This window comes from Synergistaceae bacterium, from assembly GCA_031267575.1.
Classification (GTDB): domain Bacteria; phylum Synergistota; class Synergistia; order Synergistales; family Aminobacteriaceae; genus JAIRYN01.
The window spans coordinates 1-13,534 of the sequence record JAIRYN010000027.1 but is presented as its reverse complement, the minus strand read 5'-3'; the positions used below and the strand labels follow the sequence as shown (position 1 = coordinate 13,534).

Sequence of the window (13,534 nt, the reverse complement as noted above, 5' to 3'; positions counted from 1 at the left end):
TATGCGGATATATGGAAGGAAGAAACGAAAATAAGGAGGTGGGCCGATGAAGGTAGAATTTATGATTGACTTTGGAGTCTGATAGATGCTTCATATGCGTCCCGATAGCTATTGACGTTGTAGTGGAATATTTCCACGAGCTTTGCGAGATTCAGATTTTTCTTTTTTTTCTTTGGCTTCATAGTCGAAAAAATACTGCGCGAAACGTATCTATTCGTTATAAATAGGTATTAGTACGCTGAAAGGATTGAAATCACACATGGAACAGTTTATTGCGGATCCCACCCGGTTAATTCTTGCCGCCATTATTGGCATCCTGTTTTTGCTTTTCCTTATTATCAAATGTAAATTGCAGGCCGTTATCGCTATCATCATCAGCGCCATTGTCATCGGCGTCATCGCGGGTATGCCCTTGCTCATGATCGTTGACACCGTCAACAAGGGCATGGGTGAAACATTGAAGGGCATTGCATTGCTAGTGGGGCTAGGCTCTATGTTTGGCGCTATTCTGGAAATTTCTGGCGGCGCTCAGAAAATTGCTAATACGCTGGTGAATAAATTTGGCGATAGCAAAGCGGCCTGGGCTCTGGGGATTACGGGAATGGTAGTCGCGACGCCGGTATTCTTTGACGCTGGCCTGATCATCCTGATTCCACTGGCTTTCAGCACCGCCAAAAAGACCGGAAAATCGACTATGTATTACGCCATACCGCTTCTGGCAGGGCTTGCGGTGGGACACACGTTTATTCCGCCAACGCCTGGCCCAGTTCTGGTGGCAAACATGCTGGGAGTCGATCTTGGTCTGGTGATTGCCGTGGGAGTAGGGGTTGGTCTGGTCGCGATGTTGTGTGGGGGCATTCTTTTTGGACGCTATTGTGGTGGAAAGTTCAACGTGCCAGTACCTAAAAATTACGCTGAAATGCCGGATGTGGACGAAAGTAAAATGCCCGGATTTTTCACGGTGGTGGGTATCATCCTTATCCCGCTGGTTTTCATTCTACTCAACACCGTATCGGGAGTCGTCCCTGCTTTAACTTCGTTACGCCCCATTCTCGGATTTATCGGCACACCGTTTATTTCGCTCACCATCTCCACCGTCATAGCCCTCTATGTGCTAGGCACTAAACACGGCTATTCCGCCGATGAACTGGAAAAGGTGATGAGTCGAAGTCTTGCCCCTACCGGCATGATCATGCTGGTGACGGCCGGCGGCGGCGTACTGCGATATATGTTGCAGGACAGCGGTTTGGGTAACGTGATCGGGGCTGTGGTAGCCCAAACGCCGTTACCGCTGGTATTGGTTGCCTTCCTGGTGGCGGGACTGGTGCGCATCAGTGTTGGCAGCGCTACCGTGGCCATGACGATGGCGGCGGGCATTATGGCTTCCATGCCTGAAGTCTCTGCATTGAGCCCAATACATCTGGCGGCTATGACGGCATCCATTGCCGGAGGCGCAACTATCATGAGTCATGTAAACGACTCCGGCTTCTGGTTGGTGAAGCAACTGATGGAAATCGACGAGAAAACGACGTTGAAAACATGGACAATCATGGAAACCATCGTAGGAGTAACGGGTTGTGTGGGAGCTTTGATATTGAGTACGTTTATGTAGCTTTGGCGGCAGGTAGCTTTGGCGCAGTATAGTCCGCCGCGGCGCGCCTCTTCAAGCTCTTCCTAGAGCTCTTCCTAGATTTGCGAACGCGGTAAAAAAAGGTCGTAGACATGAGAAACTATTTTAGAACTATCAGATATATTTTAATATTCCAGTGAATAATTTCGACATATACAAGGCGCAAGGCGAAAATCGCCTTGCGCCCGATTAAAAATTGCGATTCCACACTGCGCGTTCTCGTCCATTTCGACTCGTCCGCGCCCCATATCCTTAACTAAATATGCAACCCAGCCCCCGGTCCCAGTGGCCACCCCACACAGTACCATACAATCAAGAGCAACGTGAATCCGATAAAGTAGAAGATCGTGTAGGGCATCGCCAGGGAGATGACTGTGCCGATTCCCACCTCCGTATCGGAGTCCTTCTTGTACTGCTCCAACAGGCCGATAACCACAGGCATGTAGTAAGACAAGGGCGTGATGATGTTAGTCGGCGAGTCCCCCACGCGGTAGGCCACCTGAACGAGGGCCGGGGAAAAGCCGACCTGGGCGAACATCGGCACGAAAATAGGGGCCAGAATCAACCATTTGGCCGATCCACTCATCATGAAGAAGTTCAAGAAGGTAACGAGCACGATGAACATCAAAAGTAGGGGAATGCCTCCCAGGTTCATAGCCTTAAGCCAGGCCGCTCCGTTCACCGAGAGAACCACGTCGAAACGGCTCATACGGAAGAGTTCCACGAAAAGCGAGGCCGGCAGAACGACGACGATAAACCCGATGCTGCCTCCAATGCCCTTCGCCATCAGCTTTGGGATATCTTCACTCTTTTTGATGCTTCCGGCACCGAGTCCGTAAGCGATTCCCACGAAGAAGAATAAAAAGAAGAGGATGGGCATGACGCTGCTGAGAAGCGGAGAGGAAGGAAGGAGAGAACCATCTCTCGGATTGCGGAAAAGAGAACCCTGAGGGTAAGTCAACCAGATGATTAGTCCGATGTAAAGCGCAAGCGCCAAAAACGCGCACAGAAGTCCGCGGTTTTCCGCGGGGGTGACGGCGTGTTTTTTCATTTCTTCCTCGTCTAACACTCCACCATTGTCCCCAAGAAACTTGACCGTGTACTTTTCGGTGACGAAGACCGTCAGGACGGTGAGAATGATAGTAGCCGCGGCCATGTAATAGTAGTTGATCAGAACGTGTGTGGGAGTATCGGGCGGAATATAAGGAACCCCCTCGATGGCGGATTTGGTGATGCCTGACAACAGAGCCTCCGTCCCGGCGATGAAAAAGTTCGCCGTGAAGCCGCCGCTTGCCGCCGCGTAACCTGTGGCGATGCCCACCCAGGGATTACGCCCCAAGGCTTTATAAATGGCTGCCGCGATAACGGGGGTGAAGATGATGCCCGCGTCCGACGCTAGGTTGGCGTTGATGCCTACGAAGGCAATGACCGCTGTCACTAGGAAATTCGGAGCACCTAAAATAGTCTTGCGCATTAGGGCGGATATCATGCCCGTTTGTTCCACGATGCCGATGCCGAGCATCATGGTCAGAACCAACCCTAAGGGAGCGAAGTTGACGTAAGTTGTAACGAACCTAGCCAGAAAGGCGCGAAGAGAATCGTAATTCAATAGATCGATGACGCTCACGGTAGTTTCCGACGGGGCCTCGCCCGCCTTTGCGACCATATAAGTGACAGAGACTCCCTTTTGGGCCAGCCAGTGCGACAGACCCAGAACAAGCAAAGATAATATAACAAAAAGCCAAAAAGGGTGAGGAAATTTGTTACCGATAATCTCGATCCACTTGATAAAACTTTCGAACTTGCCTTTTTTCGCTACAGTTTCTGTGGTACTCATCGTTATCGCCTCCATTCCAGAAAATTTGGGATCATACAAGCATCGCGGCATATCCCGTATTGCTTACTTCCTCATCTCATAGGCATTCCCTCCCTTTTCTATCACTTTTCTCGTCTTGCGACGACCCACGTCACTTCCTCAGAAAATCCACCGCGCAGGAGGCCAGAAAACGCATACCCCAGGGAAAACAGGTTTCGTCAGGGATGAACCGAGTGTTGTGTAGTACTGCCATATCCTCGGGGGCTTTTCCCACGGGGCGGCAGCCGAGCCACGCCATCAAACAGGGACGCTCCTGGGCGAAAAATGAAAAGTCCTCTCCCCCCAAGTCAGGGCTATCTAGGGTCACGAAATGCCCTTTTCCCATGGAGGCCTCGACGGTTTCGGCGGCCAACTGGAAAAGCTCCGGCGCGTTTATCGTCGGCGGGTAGCCACGGACGTATTTCAGCGACGCGTCTCCGCCCAACGCCTGGGCGTAACCCCGGGCCGTCTGTTCGATCAAACCCGGCAGCCGGTCCTGAGTAGCAGGGTTCAATGTGCGGACCGTACCCTCCATCTCCACTTTGTCCGCTATGACGTTGTAGCGATATCCGCCTTTAATGGTTCCGACGCTGATCACTGCCGAGTCCAGGGGGGCTACGGTCCGCGACACGATGGATTGAAGACCGCCTACGATCTGAGAGGCGATCATAATGGCGTCAGTGCCTTGATGAGGAGCCGATCCGTGAGCGGTCCTTCCCAATACCGTTAAAAAGATACGGTCCGAAGCGCCCATTAAAGCTCCGGACCGGGTGACAATGTTTCCTGTCTCGAAGCCAGGCCATACGTGAAGGGCAAAAATAGCGTCCACGTGAGGATTCTCCAGCACACCGTCCGCAATCATCCCCGGCGCGCCGCCCGTGGGGTTCAACTCCTCCGCGGGCTGGAAAATGAACTTCACGCCACCCTCCAGCTCCCCTGCTAACTCTGATAATATACAGGCCGTTCCCAGCAACATAGCGGTGTGGGTGTCGTGTCCACAGGCGTGCATAACGCCTGGTACGGTAGAGGTGAAGGGCAGCCCTGTTTCCTCCTGCATTGGCAGCGCGTCCATGTCGGCGCGCAACCCCACGACTTTGCCCAGCCCAGGCTTCCCGCCCTTCAAAATCCCGACGACTCCATAGCCGCCGACGTTTCTCATAACTTCGAGGCCAAGTCCCGTCAAAACCTCCGCGACCAGCTCGCTGGTTTTTTCTTCGTGGGCGCTGAGTTCGGGATGGCTGTGGATGGCACGGCGCCACTTCACCACCTTGGCGGAGTACTTGGAAACAAGTTCATCGATTTTGCGGTACATGGGACTCCTCCTCATTATAAGATACGCCTTTCCAGGAATAAACAAGTTTCAGTTATTCTAACAGAAAAAATAAGGGCTTGACATACTCCCACGACTAAAGTCGTGGGGCTGTAAAATAGTACTGGTCCTTTTGAATGGGAGAGCGCGCTCTTTTTGAATGGGAGAGAGCGCAATGAAAATCTTCTACGGTGTCTTATTTACCGTTATTCCGCCGTTGACACTGTGTTCGCGTTCGGTTTTTGCTGGATTTTCATGTTGACCTTGCTCATCGCCTGTTCCAAGGGAAGCGAAAGCCACGCCTCGACCCCCTCCGCCACGCGCCCCAAAATATCGGGAAGACGCTCCATCTCTTGAGCGGTTAGGTGGCCTAGGACCCATCCAATCTTGTTTTTCGAAACGACCCCTTCATCGGGGCCGCTGCCGATACCGATCCGCAAACGAGGAACCTCCAAAGTTCCCAAGCAAGAAACAATGGAGGCCAAACCGTTATGGCCTCCCGCACTGCCTTTGCCTCGGAGCCGCAGTTGCCCGTAAGGCAAGGCCATGTCGTCATAAATCACGAGCACCTCCTCGGGTTCCATTTTGTAAAAATCGAAGACCTCGCGCACAGCCATTCCGCTCAAGTTCATGTACGTCAACGGTTTGAGTAGGCTCAACTCCCGATCTCGCCAAAATTCCCCTCTGAACTTTGAAGTGGACTTGCCTAATGATCTTTTCTCCGCCCAAAAATCCACGGAGGCCCACCCCATGTTGTGCCGTGTATACACATATTCTTGCCCAGGGTTCCCCAGCCCGACTACCAGTTTCACCGGTTTTTCTCTATCTCTTTCTCTATATCTTGCTCTATATCTTGTTTTCTATTCCTCGGTTTTGGCCGCCTTGCCCTTGGCCAAGACCTCGACTTCCTTCTCCTCATCGGTAGCCTCTTCCTCCACGACCTTCGGAGTCGCGACGATGGCTAAGACCTCCTCGGGATCGGCCAGAATTTCCAAGTCGCCGCCCAAGCGCAGATCCTTGATATGGATCATATCGCCCAAAGCCAACTGGGAAATGTCCACATCTACGAACTCGGGAATACTAGCAGGCAGGGTTTCGATTTCGATTTCGTGCAGGTTTTCCAGGACTCCGCCTTCTTTGATACCGGGACAGGTCTCTTTTCCATGGATGCGGATGGGTACCCGGACCGTCACCTTGCGCCCTTGCAAGAGGCGCATGAAATCAATATGGACCACTTTTCCTGTAAGAGGATGGCGCTGCACTTCTCGAATGATGCACATTTCCTCCTGGCCGGAAGGCAGCTTCAGGTTGATGCGCATGGTTTCCCAATGGCTGGCGCTCAGCAAGCGGGTGACCCGCGTGGCGTCTACCTTGCCAATAACGGACTCGGAGAGTTCCGGACCGTAAAACACACAGGGGATGAATCCCTCTTTGCGAAGCCTTCCTGTGTCACCTTTTCTACCTTTAACTCTGGGCTCCATCACTATCGTTACTCGCTCAGACATACATCACAACTCCTATACATTTAATTTAGATCATCTGTCGAACAAACTACTGACAGAACGGTCACTGTGAACTCGCAGGATCGCCTCGGCAAAAAGAGGAGCGATGGATAACTGCACCACTCGGCTGGATCGTTTGGATTCCGGCATGGGGATGGTGTCGGAGAACACCAGTTTATCGATGCCGGAGCTGTTGATGCGCTTCATCGCGGGGCCGGAAAGGACCGCGTGGGTCGCGCAGGCGAAAACCGCTTTGCAACCCCGTTGCTTCAGACCGGCGGCGGCATTGCAGATCGTGCCCGCCGTGTCGATAATGTCGTCCACGAGAATGGCTGTCTTCCCCTGGACTTCTCCAATAATGTCCATTACCTCGCAGAAGTTTGCCACTTCGTAAGAGCGCCGTTTGTCCACGATCGCCAAATCGGTTTTCAGCATCACCGCGAAATGTCTGGCCCGTACCACACCCCCCACGTCAGGGGACACCACCACAACTTCGCCTCTTTGCAGCTCAGCCTGGAAGGCCTCTTTACAATAAGAGGCTAAAAGGGGCACCCCTGTCAGATGATCCACGGGGATGTCAAAAAAACCCTGAATTTGCCCTGCATGAAGGTCCGCCGTAATCACCCGGTCCGCTCCGCTGTTCGTGATCAGATTGGCGACCAGCTTGGCCGTAATCGGCTCTCTTGGCTTGCTTTTACGGTCTTGACGAGCGTATCCGAAGTAGGGTGTCACCACATTGATTCGGCTGGCCGAGGCCCTTCTGAAGGCGTCCACCATGATAAGCAACTCCATCAGGTTTTCGTTCGTGGGGTAAGATGTGGGTTGTATGACAAAAACATCGGAGCCCCGAACGCTCTCATCGATTGAAAGGCCTACTTCGCCGTCTGAAAAACGGTAATGTCGCGCTACCGACAACCTTACCCCCAACTCGCTACAAATACGCGTGGCGAAATCGGGATGCGCCGTACCGGAGAAAATTTTGAGATCCTTCACGCCAGACACGAGCCCGTCCTCCTATTTTGTAACAATCTGCCCTTCAGTCTCTTTTTTCCAGCGCTCTCTTTTTGAGAACCCAACCTTCGATGTTCTTTTGGCGCGTCCGCCCCACTGCCAAAGCGCCATCGGGAACATCCGCGGTAATCGTGGAACCCGCGGCGGTCATGGAATCATTGCCCAATGTTACGGGCGCTACCATCATCGTGTTGCTTCCCACAAAGCAGCGATCTCCTATTTTCGTCGGAAACTTATTCCTGCCGTCGTAGTTACAGGTGACGCTTCCTGCCCCTATATTAACATTTTCCCCTAGAACAGCGTCGCCCAGGTAAGAGAGATGAGGGACCTTGCTGCCCTTGCCCACCCGGGTTTTTTTAAGTTCGACAAACTTTCCGGCAAAGGCTTCCTCCGCCAAAAAAGACCCCTCGCGTATATAGGCGAAGGGTCCCGCTTTTGAATCGTCGCGTAGCTCACTGTTTTCCACCATTACATAAGCGATCAGGTTGATCCTTCGCCCTAAGCGGGCGTTCCGCAGGACGCAATAAGGCCCCAAGACAGTACCCTCCCCCACGATGGAGTTTCCCCATATCTGGACGCCAGGCATCAAGCAAACGTTGGCCGCTAACTCTACATCCGGGCCGATCCACACGGCAGAGGGGTCCGCTATCTGAACACCCCGGTTCATCCAGTACCGTGCCAAGGCGTCGCGCGTCCGTGACGTAACCTGGGCAAGCTCCGCCTGGGTGTTGACTCCCAGCATTTCTTCTTCGTCGGCTATTGAAGCCCGAACTTTCAATCCCGCTTTTCGCATCAGGGCGATCACGTCGGGCAGGTAGAACTCTCCCTGGGCGTTGCGATTTTCTAAACAGTCGATAACCTGAGCCAGACGCTTTGTCTCGAAAACATAGCACCCCCCGTTGACCTCCTGGATGAGGCGCTGTTCAGGGGTCGCATCCTTGTGCTCTACGATGGACATTCCTCCATCCGGCTCCCGCACCACTCGGCCGTATCCTTCGGGATGATCCGTCACAAAACTCAGCAGGGAACAGGAATAGTCCCGGCGTTCGTCGTGTTCCCGCAAAAAAGTCCGAAGGGTTTCGGTTCCCAGGAGCGGCAGATCTCCATTGAGGACCAACACGCGATCAAAACGCTCCCACCATTGGCGGGCGGTCCGCACGGCGTGGCCCGTGCCCAATTGCTCCTTTTGCCACAAAGGTTCCACGGAGGGGAAGATCTTCAGGTAATCACACACCCGTTCTCCTTGGTGTCCAACGAGAACGGCCACTTCTTGGGGTTGGCACTCCAAGACGGTCTTCAAGAGGTATCCCAACATTGGTTTTTCGAGGATCGGAAGAAGAACTTTAGGAAGATCGCTTTTCATGCGGGTTCCTTTTCCCGCAGCCATAACGAAAATCCCTAACGTGGAATTCGGCACACTTTCTCACCTCGAAAGAAAAAAACAAGGGGACCCGGCCCCTCTTCGTTCAACCTTGGCTGGGGTGGCTGGATTCGAACCAACGATGGCGGAGCCAAAGTCCGCTGCCTTGCCGCTTGGCTACACCCCAAATCAACACATTCCCCGACTCTTTATTTTTAGAGCCTTTTGAGAATACAACGATATATTATCAACGAAAGTCGCGCTGGAGTCAAGCCCAAAAATCTTACCCAAAAGCGCGAGATCGAGATGAAATTACGCATAGAGGATAAAAAAATTATAGCAACAACTTGTAGTTTGCGCGTTTGCCCTGGCTTGAGGTCTCTTCACTCTGGATATGCTGGATATGGCAAGGTCTAAAGAATAGAGCTTCATAAATCCAAAAGTTTCAGGAACTTACGGCTGGGAGCGGGAAGGGTAAGCGACGCCAGATCCCCCGGCTTATAAAGCCCCCACTCCCCGGTATGGATTTGCTCCTTTAGGCAAAGGAGGAGGCGAGCGTTGCAGGTCACGAACCAGGCCGTCACCTGGTGGTTCGTGAAGGAAAAACGCGCCGTCCCTACCTCCACGTAGGAGTAGCATTCGAGCCCTATCTCTTCTCCCCAGCTCCGGAGGTCGGAGAACACGTCTTCCGTTTTGCGGGCGAACCAGGGAATTTCCCAGAAGCCTGCCCATAGTCCTTTTTGGGGGCGGCGGCGCAGCAAAAAGGCTCCGTCGATCACAGGCAACACACCCCATGCCGAGATTTTCTCCACGGTGGGACGCGCCTTGGGCAAAGGACGCTTCAACTGAACACCATTCCGCGCCGCAAGACAGTGGTTTCTACAAGGACACTTTCCGCAAAGAGGTTTCCGGGGCAAACAAACCAAAGCGCCCAGCTCCATCAAGGCTTGGTTGAAAGCACGCGCCTTTCCCTCCGGCATCATTTCCGAGACTTTTTCCGAGGCCGCGCGTCTCAGAGTGAGGCTTCCCGCGGCTTCCTCCAGGTCGAAGAGACGCGCTATCACGCGTTCTACGTTGCCGTCTACCGCGGGAACCGAGACGTTATAGGCGATGCTAGCCATAGCTCCTGCTGTATAAGGGCCGATACCCGGATAACGAGATAACTCCTCTACTGAAAACGGCGGTTTCTCGTACCCCTCCGCGATCATGGCGCGGGCGGCCGCGAGCAGGTTACGGCACCGGGAGTAGTACCCGAGACCTTCCCAGAGCTTTGCCGCGTCCGCTTCCGAGGCTTGGGCCAAAGAGGCCAGATCGGGGTAAGCCGACGTCCATTTTTCAAAATAGGGGATCACCATGTCCACCTGGGTTTGCTGCAACATGAACTCCGATACCAGAATGTGGTAAGGGGAATAGTCCTTGCGCCAGGGGAGCGCTCTAGCGTGGAGGGAAAACCATTCGATCAAGAGCAAAGCCGTCGTTTCTTCTGGAATCGCGTTTCCCGGACCAGAATTTTTCATCGCGAAAATACCCCCTCTCTTTCGCCAGTGATTTTAGCTTTATCAATATTTATTTTATATGATTTATTTTATATGGTGGATGCGGACAAAAAAATAGATTAGTTAACATACTCCCACGACTAAAGTTATGGTATTCTAAGATCGAAAAAGCCAGCCGACTGAAACCGGTCTTACATCTTCTCCTTTAAGAGTTAATGCCCCCATTTAAGAGTTAATGCCCCCATAAGAGTAGACGCCCCCCACTCTGAGAATATTTACAGCCGCATTAATATCCCGGTCGTGTTCCGCCCCGCATCTCGTGTTGATAAGCCATAAAAGGAGTTTAACATGAAAGTAGCCATATGGCAAGAAACCAAATACAAAACAAACGCTGCCGTTGGCAGCGTTGCGATTCTCATCCAACGGCTGAAGCCGTTAGTTTTCTCATCGCTTTATCGTAAAGGTTGGGATGAAGTTTACAAAATAAATATTGTAAAAAATTATAAATTATGGCAGTATAAAGTGATAGTGTAATCATGCAACGCAAAATAGGAGGTCGTGGAGATGGGTAGTGAGGAGAAGGTTAGCGCCATCAGCGTTTTGAAATTTGGGGGCGCGTTCGTCGCTTTTATGATCGGTTCAGGATTCGCCAGCGGACAGGAGATCATGCAGTTTTTTACCGCGTATGGTTATCTAGGGATCGTCGGCGCGTGCGTCAGCATGTTTCTTTTCGCCTGGTCCGGCGTGGCCCTCATGTGCAGGGGCTACGACACGAAAGATGACGCGGCCGAAAGCAAGCAGTCTTTCGATCACTGGTTGATCTTCACGGATAAAAAAGACAACCTTCTCTACTACGTGGGCAGGGGAATCAGTATCTTCTTCGAGTGGTTTGTCCCTCTCTTTCTTTTTTCGGTGGTTGTCATCATGGTGTCGGGTGCGGGAGCCACAATGAATGAATATTATGGACTGCCGGTGGAGTATGGCTGTTTTATCATGGCGCTCGCTGTTCTGATCAGCGTTTTGTTCGGATTGCGCAGAATCATCGACATCATCGGAGCATTAGGGCCCTTCACGATCCTCTTTACCATTATCATCGCGATCGGAGCGATTGCGATCAACCCTTCGGGCCTATCGAGTGCTCAGGAGGTCATTAAGACCGGAGTCATACCCAGCGCGACAAAATTTTGGTGGGTATCCGGCGTCCTTTACGTAGCGTACAACGTGACCGGTTCGGTGCCGTTTCTGACATCTATGGGTGCGTCTGCCAATAGCCGCCGGGAGGCAAAACTAGGCGCCATAGTGGGGAGTCTCGCATTGATGTTGGCAGGTGTTCTGTTGTTGGTGGGACAACTGACTTATGCCGGCGACGTGGCGACGCTGTCGGTTCCCAACCTCTTTCTGGCCAACAGGTTGACACCTCTGCTGGCCAATATTTTCTCTGTCATCCTGATCGGGGAAATTTACTCCACAGCGGCTCCCATGCTATGGGTAACCTGCGATAGGTTTACGAAGGAAGGAACTTCAGGCCATAAGGTCTTGGTGGTGGTGCTTTCCGCTATAGCCTACTTCGGCGGACAGCTTCCTTTCGGAACGCTGGTCGGGACGGTTTATCCCTATGTGGGCTACCTGGGAATATTTTTCTTTATTTGTATTTTGATCCGCCAAATGCTTCCAGCCCAAAAAGTTTAGGTTCTAAAATAAAATTGGGAAGGTTGCGCATGGTTTATGTACGATGCATCAAACGGCGTAGGTAGCAGGGTAGTGTGTTTTGACAATAAGTTTGACAATAAGTTTGACAATAAGGAGGTGGTCCATTGTTGTAGATCTGTACTACAACGGCGCTTATGGAGCATTTTCGCGAGTTTTGCGAGATTCAGCTTTTTCTTTGGCTTCATAGTCAAAGAAATACTACGCGAAATGTATCTACTCGTTATAAGTAGGTATTAATACGCTGAAAGGATCGGAATAAGTTTTGATGACTACAGAGGTGAGTGAAAAAATATTTAGCAAAAGCCTGCGATTCAAACGATGTCTCGTTGATTATGAAAAGCAGACTTATATTAAGCCCGACGATTTTGGGGAATATGAAGTGACGTTGGACTGTTCTTTGGGCGTCAATCCGTTTGGAACTCCCGAATTGGTGACACAGGCTGCGGGGTTGGATGTTAAGGATATCGTAATTGTTCAAGCTCAGGGGGGCGGAGCTCGTTCGGCCGAAAGCGACCTCACTGGCCCTCCTGAAACCCTTTGCCAGGCGAGCATCAAGCAGGGAGGGCTTGAACGGTTAGGGGATATCGTCTCTTATCCAAACTTTCCTTACGATTCCACGTTGAGGGCTATCGCTGATTTTTGGGCGGAGTATGCGTGCCTGCGACCATCGCAGGTACGCTTGTACGGCGGCTCGATTGCCGTTCTGGAGGCTGTGTGCAGGGCGTTTGTGGGCGAAGGGGTGAATGTTTTAGGCTATTTGCCTCAGTTTACAGATTTTTCTGCCGGAGTCCTTTCCCTTGGTGGTGTTTACGAGGCTGTGGATTTCAGAAAAAACAGGGAAAACGACGATTGTCGCTTTGACGCGGAAAAATTATCCGGCGCGATTACAGAGGACCACGCCTTGGTGTATATTGATAACCCAAACAACCCGACGGGACAGGTTATCGGTCTCGACGGGATAGAAATCATTCTCGCCCGCGCGGCGGAATTGGGAGCGGCGGTCCTAGTCGACGAGGCTTACGGTGACTTCATAACGAAAGGTGAGTCTGTGGTGTCCCTGATGCCTAAATACAAAAACCTCATCATAGCGCGCTCTTTCTCGAAGGGTTACGGTATGGCAGGCCTCCGAATCGGCTACGTGATCTGCGACGAGGAAGTCATGAAGTACTGTGACAAGGTCAGCTCACCTTTCGCTGTTACCCGGCAGGCCGCGGTCCTCGCCGAGATTGCTTTGAAGGAAGATGCTTTTTTGGATCGGTGCAGACACGACATTTCCGTGATAAAGTCTAGATTATTGGAAGGTGTAAAGAAACTCACGCACCTTGCGACGGATATGCGTGTCCCCATCGTCGCGTTGCTGAATCCCAGAGGTAACAATATAGTCTTTACATAAATATCCATTCATGTATCCATTCATGTATCCATTTCATATATCTATTCATGTATCTATTCGTGTGGATATTTTATATGGATATTTCATATGGATATTTATGAAACGTACTATAAAAGCCTTCCATACTCTGTGAAGAGTATGCAGGATCAGGTGAAATTCCTGGTCATGAACTTATTTAATTGCTGGCAATCCCTAAAGCTCGAAGAACCACAGCGTAGAGATGAAAGAAGCTCAAGCGCGAAGGTAACGAAAGTAGAAAAAATCTTCG

Annotated in this window: 11 protein-coding genes and 1 tRNA gene; 4 read left to right on the top strand and 8 right to left on the bottom strand. The window is 51.7% G+C overall.

The genetic code is table 11. The features are described from left to right. The first annotated feature begins 259 nt into the window (after positions 1-259). The gene (locus LBJ36_03730; protein MDR1378140.1) at positions 260-1,612 is read left to right on the top strand and encodes a GntP family permease; all 1,353 of its coding nucleotides are present in this window, start codon (positions 260-262) and stop codon (positions 1,610-1,612) included. Between the two features lie 274 nt (positions 1,613-1,886). Here LBJ36_03730 and LBJ36_03725 read toward each other — a convergent pair whose 3' ends face one another. The 8 genes from LBJ36_03725 to LBJ36_03690 form a co-directional block, all read right to left on the bottom strand. Then, complete coding sequence (locus tag LBJ36_03725; GenBank protein ID MDR1378139.1) at positions 1,887-3,467, bottom strand: AbgT family transporter; 1,581 nt, start codon at positions 3,465-3,467, stop codon at positions 1,887-1,889. 130 nt (positions 3,468-3,597) lie between these two features. Continuing rightward, entirely contained in the window at positions 3,598-4,797 is a 1,200-nt protein-coding gene (locus LBJ36_03720) for an amidohydrolase (protein MDR1378138.1), read from the bottom strand. Between the two features lie 203 nt (positions 4,798-5,000). Continuing rightward, the gene (pth, locus tag LBJ36_03715; protein ID MDR1378137.1) at positions 5,001-5,606 is read right to left on the bottom strand and encodes an aminoacyl-tRNA hydrolase; all 606 of its coding nucleotides are present in this window, start codon (positions 5,604-5,606) and stop codon (positions 5,001-5,003) included. 48 nt (positions 5,607-5,654) lie between these two features. Then, positions 5,655-6,299, bottom strand: a complete 645-nt coding sequence (locus LBJ36_03710) for a 50S ribosomal protein L25 (protein ID MDR1378136.1) — start codon at positions 6,297-6,299, stop codon at positions 5,655-5,657. Between the two features lie 30 nt (positions 6,300-6,329). Beyond that, positions 6,330-7,289, bottom strand: a complete 960-nt coding sequence (locus LBJ36_03705) for a ribose-phosphate pyrophosphokinase (protein MDR1378135.1) — start codon at positions 7,287-7,289, stop codon at positions 6,330-6,332. A gap of 43 nt (positions 7,290-7,332) precedes the next feature. Beyond that, a complete protein-coding gene (gene glmU / locus LBJ36_03700) occupies positions 7,333-8,724 on the bottom strand; it encodes a bifunctional UDP-N-acetylglucosamine diphosphorylase/glucosamine-1-phosphate N-acetyltransferase GlmU (protein ID MDR1378134.1) in 1,392 nt (463 codons plus the stop codon). Positions 8,725-8,780: 56 nt separating this feature from the next. Further along, a tRNA-Gln gene (locus LBJ36_03695) sits at positions 8,781-8,854 on the bottom strand. 241 nt (positions 8,855-9,095) lie between these two features. Next, positions 9,096-10,184: an A/G-specific adenine glycosylase gene (locus tag LBJ36_03690; GenBank protein MDR1378133.1), complete on the bottom strand. Its 1,089-nt coding sequence runs from the start codon at positions 10,182-10,184 to the stop codon at positions 9,096-9,098. Between the two features lie 327 nt (positions 10,185-10,511). Between LBJ36_03690 and LBJ36_03685 the strand changes: the two genes are divergently transcribed. The 3 genes from LBJ36_03685 (at position 10,512) to LBJ36_03675 (ending at position 13,266) form a co-directional block, all read left to right on the top strand. Further along, positions 10,512-10,697 (top strand): hypothetical protein, encoded by a 186-nt coding sequence (locus tag LBJ36_03685; protein ID MDR1378132.1) that lies wholly within the window; start codon positions 10,512-10,514, stop codon positions 10,695-10,697. 30 nt (positions 10,698-10,727) lie between these two features. After that, positions 10,728-11,852 (top strand): hypothetical protein, encoded by a 1,125-nt coding sequence (locus LBJ36_03680; GenBank protein ID MDR1378131.1) that lies wholly within the window; start codon positions 10,728-10,730, stop codon positions 11,850-11,852. A gap of 298 nt (positions 11,853-12,150) precedes the next feature. Continuing rightward, positions 12,151-13,266, top strand: coding sequence for an aminotransferase class I/II-fold pyridoxal phosphate-dependent enzyme (locus LBJ36_03675; GenBank protein ID MDR1378130.1), 1,116 nt, complete (start codon positions 12,151-12,153; stop codon positions 13,264-13,266). The last annotated feature ends 268 nt before the right edge of the window (positions 13,267-13,534 follow it).

Bases quoted from the DNA above. Each gene is read 5' to 3' on its own strand.
- LBJ36_03690 (MDR1378133.1), bottom strand. From the start codon at position 10,184: ATGAAAAATTCTGGTCCGGGAAACGCGATTCCAGAAGAAACGACGGCT.
- LBJ36_03710 (MDR1378136.1), bottom strand. From the start codon at position 6,299: ATGTCTGAGCGAGTAACGATAGTGATGGAGCCCAGAGTTAAAGGTAGA.
- LBJ36_03725 (MDR1378139.1), bottom strand. From the start codon at position 3,467: ATGAGTACCACAGAAACTGTAGCGAAAAAAGGCAAGTTCGAAAGTTTT.
- LBJ36_03730 (MDR1378140.1), top strand. From the start codon at position 260: ATGGAACAGTTTATTGCGGATCCCACCCGGTTAATTCTTGCCGCCATT.
- LBJ36_03685 (MDR1378132.1), top strand. From the start codon at position 10,512: ATGAAAGTAGCCATATGGCAAGAAACCAAATACAAAACAAACGCTGCC.
- LBJ36_03680 (MDR1378131.1), top strand. From the start codon at position 10,728: ATGGGTAGTGAGGAGAAGGTTAGCGCCATCAGCGTTTTGAAATTTGGG.
- LBJ36_03720 (MDR1378138.1), bottom strand. From the start codon at position 4,797: ATGTACCGCAAAATCGATGAACTTGTTTCCAAGTACTCCGCCAAGGTG.